The 18,559-nt window shown below is 28.0% G+C and carries 16 protein-coding genes; 4 read left to right on the top strand and 12 right to left on the bottom strand.

Translation table 11 applies throughout. The features are described 5' to 3' along the window. Window positions 1-70: 70 nt before the first annotated feature. The 3 genes from JJC01_05175 to JJC01_05165 all read right to left on the bottom strand — a co-directional run bounded on the left by JJC01_05175 (window position 71) and on the right by JJC01_05165 (window position 4,378). Entirely contained in the window at window positions 71-1,867 is a 1,797-nt protein-coding gene (locus JJC01_05175) for an ABC transporter ATP-binding protein (GenBank protein ID UDN59254.1), read from the bottom strand. Beyond that, window positions 1,867-3,594, bottom strand: coding sequence for an ABC transporter ATP-binding protein (locus JJC01_05170; protein ID UDN59253.1), 1,728 nt, complete (start codon window positions 3,592-3,594; stop codon window positions 1,867-1,869). Before JJC01_05170 ends, JJC01_05175 begins: the two co-directional genes overlap by 1 nt. 247 nt (window positions 3,595-3,841) lie before the next feature. Then, complete coding sequence (locus JJC01_05165) at window positions 3,842-4,378, bottom strand: dihydrofolate reductase (GenBank protein ID UDN59252.1); 537 nt, start codon at window positions 4,376-4,378, stop codon at window positions 3,842-3,844. Between the two features lie 340 nt (window positions 4,379-4,718). Between JJC01_05165 and JJC01_05160 the strand changes: the two genes are divergently transcribed. After that, window positions 4,719-5,831 (top strand): alanine racemase, encoded by a 1,113-nt coding sequence (locus tag JJC01_05160; GenBank protein UDN59251.1) that lies wholly within the window; start codon window positions 4,719-4,721, stop codon window positions 5,829-5,831. 227 nt (window positions 5,832-6,058) lie between these two features. Here the strand turns inward: JJC01_05160 and JJC01_05155 are convergent, their stop codons facing one another. From JJC01_05155 to JJC01_05145, 3 genes are read right to left on the bottom strand one after another with little or no spacing between them, the layout of a single operon-like run. Beyond that, window positions 6,059-6,568: a YjiG family protein gene (locus tag JJC01_05155; protein ID UDN59250.1), complete on the bottom strand. Its 510-nt coding sequence runs from the start codon at window positions 6,566-6,568 to the stop codon at window positions 6,059-6,061. Between the two features lies 1 nt (window position 6,569). Further along, a complete protein-coding gene (locus tag JJC01_05150; GenBank protein ID UDN59249.1) occupies window positions 6,570-7,217 on the bottom strand; it encodes a hypothetical protein in 648 nt (215 codons plus the stop codon). A gap of 14 nt (window positions 7,218-7,231) precedes the next feature. Next, window positions 7,232-8,404 (bottom strand): M20 family metallopeptidase, encoded by a 1,173-nt coding sequence (locus tag JJC01_05145; protein UDN59248.1) that lies wholly within the window; start codon window positions 8,402-8,404, stop codon window positions 7,232-7,234. A 263-nt stretch (window positions 8,405-8,667) separates the two neighbouring features. On the opposite strand from JJC01_05145, the gene JJC01_05140 reads away from it, so the two are divergent. Then, window positions 8,668-10,029, top strand: coding sequence for a hypothetical protein (locus JJC01_05140; GenBank protein ID UDN59247.1), 1,362 nt, complete (start codon window positions 8,668-8,670; stop codon window positions 10,027-10,029). 277 nt (window positions 10,030-10,306) lie between these two features. Here JJC01_05140 and JJC01_05135 read toward each other — a convergent pair whose 3' ends face one another. The 6 genes from JJC01_05135 to JJC01_05110 form a co-directional block, all read right to left on the bottom strand. After that, a complete protein-coding gene (locus JJC01_05135) occupies window positions 10,307-11,164 on the bottom strand; it encodes a MerR family transcriptional regulator (GenBank protein ID UDN59246.1) in 858 nt (285 codons plus the stop codon). Window positions 11,165-11,535: 371 nt separating this feature from the next. Continuing rightward, entirely contained in the window at window positions 11,536-13,095 is a 1,560-nt protein-coding gene (locus JJC01_05130; GenBank protein UDN59245.1) for an ABC-F family ATP-binding cassette domain-containing protein, read from the bottom strand. Window positions 13,096-13,278: 183 nt separating this feature from the next. Then, a complete protein-coding gene (locus JJC01_05125; protein ID UDN59244.1) occupies window positions 13,279-13,551 on the bottom strand; it encodes a DNA-binding response regulator in 273 nt (90 codons plus the stop codon). A gap of 209 nt (window positions 13,552-13,760) precedes the next feature. Beyond that, the gene (locus JJC01_05120; GenBank protein ID UDN59243.1) at window positions 13,761-14,291 is read right to left on the bottom strand and encodes a flavodoxin; all 531 of its coding nucleotides are present in this window, start codon (window positions 14,289-14,291) and stop codon (window positions 13,761-13,763) included. A 77-nt stretch (window positions 14,292-14,368) separates the two neighbouring features. Next, the gene (locus JJC01_05115) at window positions 14,369-15,463 is read right to left on the bottom strand and encodes an NADH:flavin oxidoreductase (GenBank protein UDN59242.1); all 1,095 of its coding nucleotides are present in this window, start codon (window positions 15,461-15,463) and stop codon (window positions 14,369-14,371) included. A gap of 1 nt (window position 15,464) precedes the next feature. Next, entirely contained in the window at window positions 15,465-15,911 is a 447-nt protein-coding gene (locus JJC01_05110) for a MarR family transcriptional regulator (GenBank protein UDN59241.1), read from the bottom strand. A 310-nt stretch (window positions 15,912-16,221) separates the two neighbouring features. Between JJC01_05110 and JJC01_05105 the strand changes: the two genes are divergently transcribed. Both JJC01_05105 and JJC01_05100 read left to right on the top strand, forming a co-directional pair. Then, window positions 16,222-17,412: a pyridoxal phosphate-dependent aminotransferase gene (locus JJC01_05105; GenBank protein UDN59240.1), complete on the top strand. Its 1,191-nt coding sequence runs from the start codon at window positions 16,222-16,224 to the stop codon at window positions 17,410-17,412. Between the two features lie 166 nt (window positions 17,413-17,578). Then, window positions 17,579-18,544: an EamA family transporter gene (locus JJC01_05100; protein ID UDN59239.1), complete on the top strand. Its 966-nt coding sequence runs from the start codon at window positions 17,579-17,581 to the stop codon at window positions 18,542-18,544. Window positions 18,545-18,559 lie beyond the last annotated feature (15 nt).

Genomic DNA, 18,559 nt, shown 5'->3' with positions numbered 1-18,559 from the left:
TTTGCTGATACTCTTTTCAATTCTAACATTATCAATTTAAATTTTAGCTATTATTCATGCAGATATTTTACTATTCAGATTCTGTATCTGCATCTGCAAATTGGCTATTATAAAGCTTCTCATAAAATCCGCCTTTTTCCATTAGTTCATCATGATTACCTTGCTCTATAATACTTCCATTATTCATAACCAAAATCAAATCAGCATTACGAATTGTAGAAAGTCTATGTGCTATAACAAAACTAGTTCTACCATTCATAAGATTTCTCATTGCCTTTTGAAGCATCAATTCTAATCTAGTATCAACAGAGCTAGTAGCCTCATCTAATATCAATATTGAAGGGTCTGATATAAAAGCTCTAGCTATAGTTAAAAGTTGTTTTTCTCCCAACGATATATTAGATGCTTCTTCATTTAAAAACATATTGTAGCCATCTGGAAGTGTAGTTATAAAGTGATGTACATTTGCTACTTTCGCTGCTTGTATAATTTCTTCCTTAGTAGCTCCAAATCTACCATATTCTATATTTTCAAAAATAGTACCATTAAATAGCCATGTATCTTGAAGTACCATTCCAAACATTGAACGTAAATCTTCACGTCTCATATTTCTGATATCTACTCCATCTACTTTAATAGCTCCTCCCTTTACATCATAAAACCTCATCAATAAGTTTATTAATGTTGTTTTACCTGCTCCAGTAGGACCAACAATAGCTACCATTTGACCACTTTTTATTTCTACATTTAAATCTTCTATTAAAGTCTCACTTTCTCCATATCCAAAATTCACATGTTCAAATGTAACATTTCCTTGTACATTTTCTATCTTAACTGGATTTTCAACATCAGGAGTTTCCTCTTCTTCATCCAAAATTTCAAATACACGCTCTATTGCTGCAAAAGAAGATTGTATTACAGTTGATAATTGTGTCATCTGTGAAAGAGGCTGATTTATTTGCCATATGTAACGTACAAATGCTTGTAAATTTCCAACTGTTATCCCTCCACTCACTGCATATATAGAACCAACTACTGCTACTGCTGCAATTCCAAAATAAGTTACTAATGAAACCATTGGATTCATCATACTTGATATAAATTGTGCCTTAAATCCATTTTCACAAAGTTCTTGATTTACTTTTTTAAATTCTTCTATAGAGTCTTCTTCTTTACCATATAATTTTATTTCATTAAATCCAGTATACATCTCTTGTACTTTTCCATTTAATTTTCCAAGAGCATTTTGTTGTAATGAAAATCGCTTTTGTGATTTTTTTACTATAAACTTAGATACAAAATAACTAATTGGAATTATAAAAAGAGCTATAAATGCCATATATACATTAATTGTAAACATCATAGAAATTGCCAAAATTATTACTAAAATTGAGTTAATAATTTGCATAAAACTCTGTTGTAAGGCATTTGATATTGTATCTACATCATTTGATATACGGCTTAGTACATCTCCAAAACTATTGCTGTCAAAGTAACTAATAGGCAGTTTTCTTATCTTATTTTCTACTTCATTTCTTAAGTCTCTCATAGTATTTTGAATAGCATTTGTAAGTAAAAAACTTGAAGCATACGTAAAAATTGCATTAGCAACATATATACATGCTAAGAGTGCCAAAATTTTTACTACATAGTTAAAATTCACAGATGCTCCTGGTATTCCTTTTGCTATACGAATTACATCTTTAGTTAATTGTGTTATTATTAATCCCTCTGTTTTAGGAGCAATTGCATTCATAGTAGCTGCTAAAATTATACATATAATAGCTATAATAAATGAAAATTTATATTGCTTTACAAATGGAAGAAGTCTACCAATTGTTTTTTTAAAACCTTTAGACTTTTTCATTATTCCAATTCCTCCTTTTTCAACTGAGATGTTGCAATTTCATAGTATATTTCACAATTTTTCAATAATTCCTTATGAGTTCCCATTCCAACAACTTGTCCTTCATTTAGTACTACAATTTTATCAGCATCAATAATTGAGCTGATTCTCTGTGCAACAATCAATACAATTGCATCTTTTGTTTCTTTTTTTAGCTTAGAACGAAGTATTGCATCAGTCTTAAAATCTAATGCAGAGAAGCTATCATCAAATATATATATTTCAGGTTTTCTTATAATAGCTCTGGCAATAGAAAGTCTTTGCTTTTGACCTCCAGATACATTAGCTCCACCTTCACTAATTAATTCATCAAATTTTCTAGGTTTTTTTGATATAAACTCATATGCCTGTGCAACTTTGGCTGAATGTTCTAATTCTGATGTTCCTGCTTTATTTTTACCAAATCTAATATTATTTGCTATACTACCAGTAAAAAGCAATGCCTTCTGAGGTATAAACCCTATCTTTTTTCTTAAAGCCTTTAAGTCATATTCCCTTATATCTACTCCATTTATCTTAATACTACCTTCTGTTACATCATAAAATCTAGGTATCAAGTTAATTAAGGTACTTTTTCCACTACCAGTACTACCTATAAAGGCAACTGTTTCACCAGTCTTTGCAGTAAACGAAATATCTTTAAGCACAGAAGCTTCTCCATCTGGATACGTAAATGTTACATTGTCAAATTCTATAAGTCCTTTATTTTCAGTATCTTTTACTCCATTTTTAGGATTTTTTATAAGTGGTTCTTCTTCTAAAATTTCTTTTATTCTATTTGCTGAAACTTCTGCTCTTGGATACATGATAAATACCATTGAAAAAAGCATAATTGAAAACATAGCATGGAAAAGATATTCCAAAAACGCAACCAATTGTCCAACTTGAATTTCTCCAATATTTATTTTTTCACTTGAAATCCAAAACACAGCCAAAACAGCTATATTTAATAATAAAAAGAATGCGGGTTGAGTAATTGACATAAGCTTAAACAATTTTTTAGAAACATTAGCATAATATGTATTTGTTTCTTCAAATCTTTTTGTCTCATAGTCATCATTCCCAAATGCTCTGATTACTCTTATTCCCGTTAAATTTTCTCTTGATATAAGGTTTAGTTTATCCAGTCCTTTTTGTTGTTTAGACGATATTGATTGAGAAATTTTTGCTATTACTGCTACTCCAATAATTATAAAAGGAACTGATATAGCTAATACCAAAGAAAGCTCTACACTTGTTCTAATTGTCATGATTATACTTATAATAAACATGACTGGAGTTAATAAAGCTGTTCTAAGAAGTATATTTACAAATTGTTGAATTTGAAATGCATCATTTGTAGTTCTTGTAATCATTGAAGAAATCCCAAATTTATTGTATTCAGTGTGTGAAAATTCTTGAGATTTTTTAAATATATCATTTCTTATATCTCTAGTTACTCCTGTTGATATTTTTGCAGAACAATAACCCAATAATACACTACCTACAACTCCTATAATAGAAATAACAACTATTACTATTCCCATTTGTTTTATGTAAGTTGTGTTTTGATTTGCAATACCATTATCAATTATTTTAGCTATTATTGTTGGTATACCTAATTCAACTAATGCAAAACTAAATATAGCCAGTATATTTAATGCTATTAATAACTTATAATTTTTTAAATAATTTAAAATTAATTTCATATTCTACTCCTTTCTTAATTTTTGAGACAGTGTAATTATTATGTAGTAATGCCAAGCTTATGAATACTTGCTTTTATAAAAAAAGGAGAAAAGAGTTAGTGCACTCTCTTCTCCAGCATATTCTTTTTAATACACCCTCCGATAAGTCGCTTATATGTTACCATATTTGACAAGTAATGTCAATTCATATATAATTTAAGTTTTTAAATACTTTATTTTATAAAATGATAACAAGCCAGCACATACTTTATACTTGTTTTTTACTATATTCTAATTTTACAAGTTGTTCTATATTACTAACCTTTTTAAGATTTAAGTTTGTTCTCTGTATTCCAGCTTTAAATAATGGAATTCCTCTACCTAATATTATTGGCAATACATATACAAAATAATCATCAATTAGATTATCTTTTGTAAATAATTCTACTATTTCACTTCCTCCAATTATCCAGATATCTTTCCCATTTTTCTCTGCTCTAATTTGCTCAATTAGTTTTTTAGGTTCCAAATTGGTATACTTTACATTTTCATTAACTCCACTAGTAGTCTTTGAATACACATAACATTCTTTCCCTTTATAAAACCATTCATTTGGGCTTAGTTCATTTATTATTTGTGTATATGTTGAATTTCCCATAATAACTGTATCAATTGTATCGTAAAAAGTATTATAATCTTCCTGTTGAGAATCTGAAGCTACTTCATCTAAAAAAGCTACACTACCATCTTCTTCTGCTATATAACCATCTAAACTCATTGCAATATAAAGTACCACTTTTCTCATATTTGCTACCTCCAAAATTTATAATATAAGTTTTTTATGCTGAAATAAAATTTTTACTTACTTAAAATACCCTATTAAATAAAACTCAAACAGTTTTAAGTAAAACCACAAAAATAAAACATTATTATATATACAGTTTAATAGTTACATAATTTGATAACCAATAAATATATTGAAAATTCTAATTAATCTAAATAAATATTGCTCTAACCTCATACTGGTTCTATAATATAATTAGAAGATATTTATATTATAAAATTAATCTTATCATAATATTTATTAATATCGTAAAATTAAGACCTATGATTGATTTTATTTTTATTGAAAGGTGGTAAACAATATGAAAATTTCAGAAATTGCTACACCAAGTTTTTTACTAGATTTAGACCAGTTAGAAGAAAATATAAATACAATACAAGAAATTTGTACAAAGAATAACAAACAGCTTTGGCCTATGCTTAAAACTCATAAAAGTACATATATTGCAAAACTTCAAAAAGATACAGGTGCTACTGGATTTCTTGTTGGAACTCTTGATGAAGCTGAAGCTTTGATAAATGCTGGCTTTAAACATATTATGTTGGCTTACCCTTACATGGGAGATGCAAATATAAATAGGGTAGTAACCATGGCTTCAAAAATAAATTTAATATGTGCTACAGATAATATAGAATGTGCAAGAACTTACAGCAAGGCTTTTTCTCTAGCTAAAATTGAATGTAAACTACTTCTTATTGTAGATTGCGGATTACACCGTTTTGGTGTTAAACCAGAAAAAGTAGTAGAACTTGCTATTGAAATTTCAAAACTAGAAAGTATAAAGATTGTTGGAATAAGCTCACATCCAGGTCAAGTATACGGTTGCAGTTCTCCAGAAGGTGTACCAGATGTTTGTGTTCAAGAAAATTCTGCTATGGAAAAGGCATCTAAATTATTAACTGATAATGGATTTAATATAGATATTGTAGCTTCTGGAAGCACTCCAACAGTTGAAACTGAAGCCACTTCTAAAACTATCACTGCTGTAAGACCTGGAAACTATGTATATTATGATGCTATACAAATAGCTTTAGGATGTGCTACTGAAAAGATGTGTGCTCTTACTGTCGTATGTACTGTAATATCAAAAAATAGTGATGGATATTATTTAGTTGATTGTGGAAGTAAATGCCTTGGACTAGATAAGGGTGCTCATGGAAATAGTAGTATTGTTGGCTATGGTATAGTTTGTGGACATCCAGAACTTATTATTGATTCACTTTCAGAAGAAGTTGGTAAAATTAAAGTAAATGGAAAAACTAATATAAAAATAGGTGATAGGATAAGAATCATACCTAACCACTCTTGTTCTACTGCAAACTTAACAAGTAATTTACTAGGCTTTAGAGGAGATACAATAGAAAAAGTCATTGAAGTAGATATACGAGAAAATTCAAAACATATTGTACTTTAAAAATAAAATCATAATAAATTTATATTGATATTAACTAAAAATGAATTTAATTTATTGTTGATTTAAAGATATTAAAACAAAACATAGAAAGTTTTAAAAAAAACTCTAAAAACATAGAAAATCTAAAAGAAGTTTACTACTATACTAGTAAACTTCTTTTTTAATTAACATATCATTTTTTAATTAGTACATCATCATGACATTATTATGTTAGTTTTATTTAATTTTTACATTAATCCCATAAAAGTAAGTAAAACTCTAACTATCAACATACCTACCACTGCATCAAATATAGGAACTGCTAATAGTAACATTCTATACTTAGTGCTAGTATTAGCTACAAGAACTATTCTAGCGTAATGACCAACTAGAGTACCCATTAACATACATGGCATAATCAAAATAGTTGCTTGTGATGCTGTAATTATACCTTGTGCAAATAAATTTGCGGCTGTAGCTGCTCCTGCTGCCTTAGCAAAGAAAGCCGCTATCAAAACTACGACTGATTCTCCAGGTAGTCCAAAAATCCCCATTACTGGACCAAAAACATTTCCTAAAATATCAACTAGACCAGTCAATTGTAGAAATTGTACTATTACATACCCCATTATCATGGCTGGCAATATTTGTTCAACACCTATGTAAAAACCTTTTTTTGCGCCTCCCATAAATGTTTCAACAACAGTTTTTTTTGGTTTACTATTTACAATTGTACTTCCAGTATTTTGTTGACTCATATTACGCAGCCCCCTTATTTTTATTCTTTTTATTTTTTATATTTATAATTAGTCTAACTAGATTGGCACCAAGTATCTTACAGAATATCTCTATAAGTATTATTGGACCTAATGCCAATAATGCTATTGGCAAAAGTGGAGCTTGAGTATTTATTGTATTTAATATAACTGCTGAACCAGCATATTGATAAGCTACAAATATAGTTCTTTCATCATCCGTTATTTCTCCGCTTTCACATAATTCTTTTGTCATTATTGAGGCTACATCTGAACTAGTAAATGAAGATACAAATGCTATACCCGCTATTCCAGGTATCCCAAGTAAAGGTTTAAGTAATGGATTAAATATTTTTGATGCAGCTTTCATCCCTCCCATAGATTCAACTACATCAATAAGTCCTACAGCAAAACACACAGTTGGTATTAAAGTAAGTGCAAATAAAAAACCATCCTTTGCACCAGTTCCACCCTTTCCCATAAAGTCTACACCATCTGAAATAGTACCAAATGAGCCAGTTAAGTTAGCAAAGTCTAAAGCTTTTAGAAATCCTTGACTCTCCTTAAAAATACCAGAAAATAGTATTATCAATACAAATAAAGACATATATCCTTTCCATGTTACCTTATTATCTCCAGCTGTTGTATCCATATAAAATCCCCCTTTTATATATCAAATTTATCTAAATTTAAAACAATTGTAGAAATCAATTTTACCCTTTCAAACATAGAATCTACTAATGCATATTCTCTTGATGTATGATTCCATTCTCCCTTTACTCCAAAAGAACATATCGCAGGAACGTTTGCAATAGTTAAATAGCTAGCATCTGAACTTCCTCCAAGTCTCTTAGAATTTATTTCACCAAACCCATTTTCTTTTGATACTGTATTTACAAATTTGTGAAACTTCATAACATCCTCTGTAGTTTCAAATGGCATCATTTCACTTACAAAATCAACATGTGTAGAGGTTCCTTCTATGTAAGTATCTTCACATATTTCTTGAATTCTTTTTTTAACATTCTCCATTTCTTCTACTTTTTCAAATCTAAGGTCTACTTCTATACTACAATCTTCAGGAATAGAATTTGATACTCTTCCTCCTTTAATTATACTTACACTTGCTGTAGTCCCAACTTCAAGATTAGTCAATTTTTGTATTTGTAATATCTTATTAGCCATTTCTTCTATTGCATTTCTTCCACCTTCAAAATCATTTCCTGCATGTGTTTCTACACCTTTTACATTTATATTACACCCGATTCTTCCTTTTCTACCTACACATAAGCTATTATCTACCAACCCAGTTTCCATATTAAATGCACATAGACCACCTTTTGCTTCTTTTAATATAATGTCTCCTCCGTTTGAATCCTTATGTCCTATCTCTTCATCACCTGAAAAGACTATTTTTATTGGTCTATCTTTGTATCCTATCTTATTTAAAGCCTTGATAACGTATAAAGAAATTACTATTCCACCTTTCATATCTAACACACCTGGCCCATATGCTTTTCCTTCCATTATTTTAAATGGATTTTCTCCAAATGTACCTATTTCAAAGACAGTATCCATATGCCCTGAAAAAATTATTGGTTTCTTATTTCTGTTAGAACCAAGTGTACCTATTAATGTACTGCCATTATTTCCAGCATCTATTAAATCACAATCTAATCCTTCTTTTTCAAACTCACATTTTAATCTATCAGCCAATTTATTTACACTCTCTTTACAGTTTGTATAGCTTTCAATATTAACAATCTCTTTCCACAGTGAAATGATTTCTTCTCTATTCTCGTCAACAAATTTAGAAATCTCCTTTAAATATGTAATCATAATAATCTCCTTTATTTTTGAATAAAATTTTTTTCCTAAAAGCTGAGTTTATACTTTAGGAAATTTTAAAAGACTAGTCCTTAATTACAAAATAACACAATTATTTTCATCAGTCAACATTTTTTCAGTATATTTTTTATTTTCTGATTTTTCTTTTAATTTTTACTTTGTAAAATAAATTGACGCTTTTTATCTACTATTATAAAATGAGGTTATAAATTGATAATTAGTTACAATACTTTCGAAATTTTAAAGGAGGTTTTATGAAATATAAGATTGGCTTTTTAACAACATCTTATTTTATGGCAGATAACTTTAAACAAGCTCTCGAAGAATTAAAAGATATTTGCGAAATTACATACATTGAACTAAAAGGCGAAAATCCTTTTAGTAATTTGCCAAATATATATAATGAACAAGTAGATAATTTTGATGGATTTGTTTGTAGTGGTCTAATTCCATATAGTGAGCTTATAATAAATATAGAGGATATAAAGGTCCCATTAAGTTTCTTAAAGCTTGATGAAAGAGATTTTTATAAATACTTATTTAAACTATTAAATAGTAAAAGAGAGATTGATTTTACAAAATCATTTATTGATTTTTTAAGAGAAGATAATAACTATTATGACATCTATTCATTGATAGATTCTAAAAACTGTCCATATACAATTAGAGATTTCAATATTCCTCAACCTGTATATGACTTTAAAAAATTAAATGATAAATTATTGGAGATACACTTAGATTTATTAAAAAATAATAAGATTAACCTTTCTATTACTAGAAATTATATAATTAATTGTGAATTAAATAGACTTGGATATGATTGTATTTATATGGTGCCATCTACTGAATCAATCTTAAACACATTTAAATCTGTAATAAACGAAATAACATTAAAAAATTTAGATAAAAATAAATCTGCAACTTGTATAGTCACAATAAATAGCTCAGAGTATATAAATGATGACCTAATATTTAAAAATGATGAGATACAAAATCAAATATACAATACTATCTTAAATTCTTTATCAAGAAATGGGTTCTATGGAGTTCAAGTCAAAAAAAATGACATGAAAATAGAAATACATACTACTAAAGAAATGCTAAATAATATGACTAAGGATTATACAGAATTTTTTATTTCAGAAGACTTAAAAGAAATCAAGTATAGCTTAAATATTGGTTGGGGAATTGGCAACACAAATATTCATGCAGAACAGAACGCTCGTCAGGCAAATAGTAAATCAGCTTCTCTAGGTGGAAATTGTACGTTTATAGTAAATGACACTAATAATATAATAGGACCTTTATATTCAAATAAAAATTCTAATGACCTGGAAGAAAGTTCAATAGCTAATAAAGTTGCTTCTTTCATTCCTTTATCTAATGTAAATGTATCTAAAATTATGAGTATGATTAATGATAGAAATTCAAATAATGTATCAGCAGAAATATTATCAGACTATATGAATATAACTCTTAGAAGTGCAAATAGAATCCTAAGTATCTTATATAAGGCTGGTATTGCAACTATTGTAAACACAAAACTGGATAATCAAAGAGGTAGACCACGAAAAATATACAAAGTTGATTTCTTAGCTTTTTTAGATAATATGTAGAGAGATAACATGTAGAGATTGAAGTCTGAATTATTAGCTTTTCCAATAAAAATAATAATTTTCCACTGATTTTCAATAAGCAAAGTTTTTAAATATGAATATACAAAATGCCAGAATCCTCATAAACACTATATTTTTATCAACTCTGGCATTCTTTTTTATTTCGCTATCAAAATTTAAACAAATGATGCTAAAGTAAGCTTTTACTTTTATCTTACTTCATCAACATGGAAAATGTACCTTAGCACGTACCCTAAATTCTTTATGGAAAGTAAGTTCACTCCTTACTCATTTTTTGAGAGTTGCTTGTTTTTTGGTATATTTTATTCCATCCTACTAGTAATAAAATCATAAATACACAGGTATCTACAAAAAGAATAACTGTAACGTTCTTGACAATATTGTAGACAAAAAATATTGAGAATACTTCTACGGATAAAGCTACAAAACATAAAAAGTTCGTCAAATAATCTGCAATAGTATCACTATAGAAAGCTCGTATTTGTAACCATCTACATGTAAATGGACGTAAAATAAATCTGAATACAACACAAATAATTGGATAAGCATAAATAAATTTTTTATCTACACTATTGGCTACACCATTATTCCATTGCACAGGAATTTGAGTTGGCAGTTTTGGAAATGCTATGATTGCAATCAGTAAACAAGCAATGGTTATAATTCCCCATGTAATATTTCCTCCCCACATATATAAGAAACTTACAGAGTCCAGTTTTAAAGTATGTTTATTTTCATTCCAATATTCTGGTATCTCAGTTATATATTCTTCTACTTTTAAATTTAGATAACTTAGTTCATTAAATTTAAGCATTTTTTCACACATAGTTTTTGCATTTTCCAAATCATATATTTGAGTTTTGAGAACTTGTTCCTGTTTTTCAACAATCTCATATAAAGATATTTGCTGAAGTATAATATTACGAATATCATCAATAGAAATCCCTAATGTACGTAAATATGCAATTTTTTTGATGTCCTCTATATTTTCATCTGAATACTCTCTATAACCATTACTCTCATTACGAATGGGCTGAATTAGCATTTCTTTCTCATAAAATCGAATATTAGAACGTGTTAGTCCAGTTTTTTCTTCAACTTCTTTAATTGTCATTTTTAAACACCACCTTTCGATTTATTGAATTACCTAATATCTTTCTTTTTTATTACTCTAAGTCTTCTTTAATGTTTTATTTCATTATTTGATTCGCCAATATTCCATTCTCAATAATACCACACTTTGTAATAATCTCCTCCTTGTGTGTATCTAAAACTGCTTGATTATTATATAAGATACAGTATAAACATGGTTTACAGTCAAGTATTTTTATCATTTTTTTGATTCTATTAAAAAAGGCATCGCAAATAAATGCCATGCCTTTCTATTAATTTAGTCTTTTCATATCTTTCTCAGTCCAAAAGTCAAATTAGCCTGTCTTATATTAAAATTGATAAAAGATATAACAAGTCGTATAAGATTTTCTATCATATTAAATAATTAATTGCCCACTTCTCACAATCCCAAATTTTATTAACTATATCATTATAAAACTCTGGCTCATGGCAGACTAAAATTATACTGCCTTCATATGATATTAAAGCTTTTTTTAGTTCTTCCTTTGCTTCAGAATCTAAGTGGTTTGTTGGCTCATCTAGTATTAATATATTACTAGGATTATTTATAAGTTTACATAACCTTACTTTAGCTTGTTCTCCACCACTTAATATAGAAAGCTTGCTTTCTATATGTTGATTAGTCAAACCACATCTTGATAGCATTTTTCTTATTTCATATCTTGTGTATGTTGGAAATTCATACCACACCTCATCAATAAGTTTTTTATCACTTATTTCTTTAACTTCCTGTTCAAAATATCCAACATTTTGTTCTTCTCCTACTTCAATACTTCCACTTATTGGTTTATTTATTCCAATCAAGCTTTTTAATAAGGTTGATTTTCCTATACCATTTGCACCTATTAAAGCTATCTTTTCTCCTCTTTCCATAATTAAATTTATAGGTTTACTTAATGCTGTTTCATATCCTATAACTAAGTTCTTAGCTTCAAATATCATTTTCCCAGATTTTTTGGATATTTTAAAGTCAAAGTGAGGTCTTACTTTTTCCTTTGATATACTTATTCTTTCTATTTTATCTAATTTTTTCTGTCTTGATTTTGCCATCTTACTGGTTGATGCTCTAACTTTATTTTTTGCAATATATTCTTCTAGCTTTGATATTTCTCTAATTTGTTTTTCTTGAGCTATTCTTAAATTTCTCTTGTTTTCTTTATACATCTTTTGAAAATTTTCATAATTACCAATATATCTTGTCAATGTCATATTTTCAAGATGACACACCACATTCACAACACTATTTAAAAACTCCAAATCATGTGATATCAATATGAATGCATTTTCATAATTTTGAAGATATTTTCTTAACCATTCTATATGTTCTTCATCCAAATAGTTTGTAGGTTCATCTAAAAGCAATATATCTGGTTCATCTAATAATAATTTGCCTAATAATACCTTTGTTCTTTGACCTCCACTCAATTCTGAAACATCTCTATCAAGTCCAATATGTCTAAACCCAAGACCTAGGGCAATTGAATCTATCTTTGAATCAATATTGTAAAATTCATTGTTATTTAAAAATTCTTGTATATTTGCAACTTTTTCAAGAGACTTATTTATCTCATGTTCATTCATTTCTCCCATTTTACTGTATATGCTATTCATTTCACTTTCCATATAAAAAAGTTCCTTAAAAGATTCTCTTAAAATATCTTTTATTGTATTACCTTTTTCTAGTTTAGTGTGTTGATCCATATATCCAACTCTTACTTTACTACTCCATTGTATATCACCACTATCTGGAATTAGCTGACCTGTTATTATATTCATAAATGTAGATTTTCCCTCGCCATTTTTTCCAACAAGACCTACATGCTCTCCTCTTAACAATCTAAAAGATATGTCTTTAAATAATGTTCTATCTCCAAATCCATAACTTATATTATTTACATTTAAAATACTCATTGTTCTATTCCTCTTCTTAAAATTTAGAAATTCCTCAATAAAATCATACCATTTAAATAGATTATCCCTCAAGTTCATAAACAAACCTGTACTAATTTTGTACGAAAAAAGAGACTTTGTTAAAAAGTCTCTTCTTAATTTTTTGTTATATAAATCTATCTTTAGAACATTAATATTCTATTTTCAATCACTTTTTTCTTCTCTGATTATTCGTCTTATACTATGCTCCGTTAAATAGTAGTCTTTTGTAAGTTCTTTAACAGAAATACCTTTATTGTACTTATCAAGTATTTCCCTATTTCTTTCTTTCAAGATATTTCTTGAACCACTATTTTCGCCCCAAGCTTTTTTATTTTCAGACTTTCGTGGTATATATAAATAACTACCATCTGTATATTCTTGAATTAATTCAAGTATCTCTTCTGGCAATATATTTTGTGCTTTTTCATACTTCATAATACTCTGCTCCCATCTACATTTTTAATTGTAAATAAAAGCAAAGACTGCACAAAAACAATTTAGCCTAAATATTATCTTTATCTATTAGGCTCTAAACAAAGTTTTATTGCAATTGTATTTTGCAGTCTTTGCTTAGAGCCAACTGAAATTATAATATCGTTACTCTCTTTCATATTGCAAACTCCCTTTCTATCTAATTTAAACTATTACATATCACTAACTTTAGCCATTATATCTTTTGTAAATCTAACAGCTTCGGATACATCTTGCTCATCTGGATGACTTTGAGACTCTTCATGACCTTTTAATTGCTCACGAATATGTTCATTTTCAGGATGAAGCTTTAGCATTTCTTCATATTTTACCTTTAAACCTTCTGCAATCTTTCCTTGGCATATAAATGACCCAACTATTTCATTATCTTTCGAAAAGACATCTTTCACTTTGTCCATAATGTTAATTCCATAGTTACCCTTTGTATTTGCTCCCATTGTTCCAAATAAAGCTAGCTTTTTGTTGTGAATATTTTCAAAGACTAGTTTTGAATTTTTATCACAAATACCCTTATCTACCCAATATCCCAAGAATATTATATCATATTTTTCATAGTCAACATTATTATCAGTTACTTCACTGATATTTTTAATTTCTTTTTCGCCTTGCATTGCATCATATATAGATTGAGCAATTTTTTTAGTATTTCCAGTTAAACTTGAATATAAAATTAAACTTTTCATGATATATCCTCCTATATATTAAGTATTTATCTAAAATTTCTTAATACCATTAAATTTTCAATTACTATAAGATTTTATTAATCTAATATACAACCAAATTGAGAATGTGTCTGTAATGCATCTGCACATTTTTTATTGCAGTAGCAACACTTCTTGATATCATCTACTCTTACTTCTCTTACTTTCTGCAACCAATCACTGTCTGCCAATAGTTGTCTAGACATAGCAACCATATCTACTCTGTTATTTGATATAATACTTTCTATGAAATCTGGACTAGATAGCTTGCCAACACCACAAACTGGAAGGTTTGTGTGTTTTTTAACTTCATCAGCTAAATACAAAAAGCATCCTTCATCTTTAAAATAAGGATGATTATTAACTGGTATGGTGTCTTCTAATTTGGAATGATTTGCTAATGTTACATGAAAACTATTTACTCCAAGTGATTCAAATTTTTTTACAAAATGCTCTACTTCAGAAAATAAAACTCCTGCATTGCCATAATGAGGATTTTCTTGTCTAATTGCAAGTTTATAGTCTATTGGAACATCCTTTATATTATTACGAATACTACTAATTATTTCACTTGCAAATCTACTTCTATTATCATAACTTCCACCATATTCATCAGTTCTACTGTTGTATATACTGGATGAAAAGCTTCCTATAAGTCTATCTCCATGAATTTGAATCATATCAAATCCTGCTTTTTTTGCATTCAATGCTGTTACTCTAAACAACTCTATAATATTTTTTATTTCTTCTTTTGTCATATTTGTTACATAATCCTTTACTCCATCATCCATAATTTTTTTTATTTCGTCATGTGAAGTAATTCCCGATTTCATAGTATTTCTGATTAAATTTATGTCATAATCTGAACAAAATATTTGTGCTGAAACTTTCGCCCCTGAATCATGTATTGCATCTACAATTTTTTTATACTCTCTAATTCCATCTTCATTGGATAAGCTTAGAGCCATTTTATGAAAACTAGGTCTAACTGATACATCTCCTATAGTAATTAAAGCTACTCCTGATTTAGCAATTTTACAAAGCTTGTTAATTCGTTCTTCCAGATTAAGACCCATACTTGTAGGTGCAAAAGATACTCTATTTTTTAATTCTAAGTTTCCAATTTTAATTGACTTTAATAAGTTGCTATACATCCTATTCTTCCTCCACTGTTGCCTTTATATCTTTTACTGTATGTAATTTCTTTACTAATTCTTTGTATTCTTCATCCAAAAACTCTTTTTTTATATTACTATCCCACTTTGAAAATATGTTTTTTATATCTCCCAGTACTTCTTCACCCTTATCTGTTACTCTCAATTGAAAAGCTCTACTATCATTAGGGTTTTGAATCTTTTCTATGTAACCATCTTGTTCTAATCTAGAGATAGTTCTTGTAGTATGAGCTTTATCCACCTCGAATTCCGTCGAAATATCATTCAAAGAACAATTCCTATTCTTATTGATATAAATTAAATAAAAATATAGACCATTCGTAAGCTTATATGGCTTTAGACATTTTTCACAATAAAGTTTAAAGTTCCTTTGTAAATAACAAATAATATACGATAAACTCTCATTCTGTAAATTTTTAAAATCCATTTTTAATTTCCCCTCTATAATTCTAATATAATATATTTGACTATATCAACTATATTATATTAAATACTTGATACAGTCAAGAATATTTTGCCTTATAACTGTATATTTTTATACTACCTTATAAAATTATCATAAAATATAATTCTTCTTTAGTTAGAATTTGTAATTTTTTATATACATCATACATAAATATATTTTATATAAAAGTTTATATTTTCAAGCAAATAATTTTTCGAAAATTGTCTAAATTCAGTAAAAATATGGTAATATATACATAAGCAATATAAATCTATAAAAGGGAGTGTTACATATGATATCTAATAAAATGCAAACTTTAGTTGCAAACAGCTCTGTTATAAGAGCCATGTTTGAAGAGGGAAAAAAACTTTCCGATATCTACGGAGAAGAAAATGTTTTTGATTTTAGTATAGGAAATCCAAGTGTTGAGCCTCCAGAAACTATTAAAGCAGTTATAAGCGATATTTTAAATGAAGAATCTCCAAATCTAGTTCATGGATATATGAACAACTCAGGATATGAAGATGTAAGAGATGCTATTGCCAGCCACATAAATAAAAAAAATGGATTAAACCTTACAAAAGATAACTTAATTATGACTTGTGGGGCTGCTGGTGGTCTAAATATCATTTTAAAAACTCTTTTAAATCCTGACGATGAAGTTATTGCTTTTGCACCATATTTTGGTGAATATAAAAATTATACAGAAAACTATGATGGAAAACTAATCGAAGTCCCTACAAACATAGAAACTTTTGAACCAGATTTATATGCTCTAAAAAATGCTATTACTCCAAAGACAAGAGCTCTAATAATAAACACTCCAAACAATCCTACTGGTGTTATTTATTCTGAAGAATTGCTAAAAAACCTTGGAGAATTACTAGATACAAAACAAAAAGAATTTAATACAAATATATATTTAATTTCTGATGAACCATATAGAGAAATAATTTATGATGATGCTAAAGTTCCTTGTATATTAAAATACTATAAAAATTCATTTATAGGATACTCTTATAGTAAATCATTGTCTCTACCTGGTGAACGTATAGGATATATTGTGGCTAATGGAGAAATGGATGATTTTGATGATGTTATGTCTTCATTAAATGTTGCAAATAGAATACTTGGATTTGTAAATGCTCCTTCTCTTTTCCAAAGAGTTATTGCAAGAAGCTTAGATGCAGAAGTTGATGTAAATATTTACAAAAAGAACTTTGACCTTTTATATAATAGCTTAATAGAAATGGGATTTTCTTGTGTTAAACCTAGTGGTACATTCTATTTATTCCCAAAAGCTCCAATTGAAGATGATAAAAAATTCTGTGCTGATGCTAAACAATTTAATTTACTATTGGTTCCAGGTTCTTCTTTTGGTTGCCCAGGACACTTTAGAGTATCATACTGTGTATCTTACGATAAAGTTAAGAGTTCTCTACCAGCATTTGAAAAATTATCTAAATTGTACAATTTAAAATAATTAAATAAATCTAATTACAAATAATTAGCTACCTTAGTGTAGAATTTTATATTCTATATTAAGGTAGCTTATAATTTTATAGCTTATATTTATATACCATTTTATACCAATGTACTTGAATATTGTAGCTTATAGTACTAGTATAAATTACAAGGAGGTGTTTGATTTGAAAAAAGGTTATGTTTATATAATACTAACTACCCTATTTTTTAGTTCAATGGAAATTAGTCTAAAGACAGTTACTAATGACTTTAATCCCATACAAATAACCTTATCAAGATTTTTTGTTGGTGGCTTAGTCTTATTACCTTTTGCTATAAAAAGATTAAAATCCCTTAGTCTTTCTATTACAAAATCAGATTTAAAATACTTTGCTTTTTTAGGTTTTATGTGTGTTGTAGTAAGTATGTCATTGTACCAGTTAGCTGTACTAAACACAAAAGCATCTGTAGTTGCTGTCTTATTTAGTTGTAACCCAGTATTTGTTATGCTTCTAGCTTATTTGATTCTAAAGGAAAAAATCTATAGGCACAATATAATTTCACTTATATTAGAAGTCATTGGAATTATAGTTATTATAAATCCACTGCACACAAAATTAACTTTTAGTGGTATATTCTTAACACTATCTTCTGCCATTATTTTTTCAATGTACACTGTTTTTGGTAAAAGAAAAACGTTAAAATTTGGTGGAATAGTTGTGACTTGTTTCAGCTTTATATTTGGTAGTTTAGAAATGCTTGTATTGGTTCTACTTACTAAGATTAATTTTATATCAAATATATTAAATAAAAAAGGACTACATGTATTTGCAAATATACCTATTTTTAGTGGTTATACCTTACACAACATACCTACTATGATTTACGTATTTGTATTTGTTACAGGTGTTGGTTATGCACTTTATTTTATGGCAATGGAAGCTACATCTACTAGCCTTACATCTTTAGTATTTTTCTTTAAGCCAGTAATATCTCCAATACTGGCATTACTAATTCTTAAAGAATTTATTCCTATTAATATGATTATAGGAATTCTATTGATAGTGATTGGTTCAATAGTTTCTATTATACCTACAATAATAACTCAATCTCATAATAAACATATTGAGTCATTATATAAAAGTCAGTAATAAATATATACATAA

This window comes from Clostridioides sp. ES-S-0010-02 (assembly GCA_020641055.1).
Taxonomy (GTDB): Bacteria; Bacillota; Clostridia; order Peptostreptococcales; family Peptostreptococcaceae; genus Clostridioides.
This window is presented reverse-complemented; position numbering and strand designations above follow the sequence as displayed.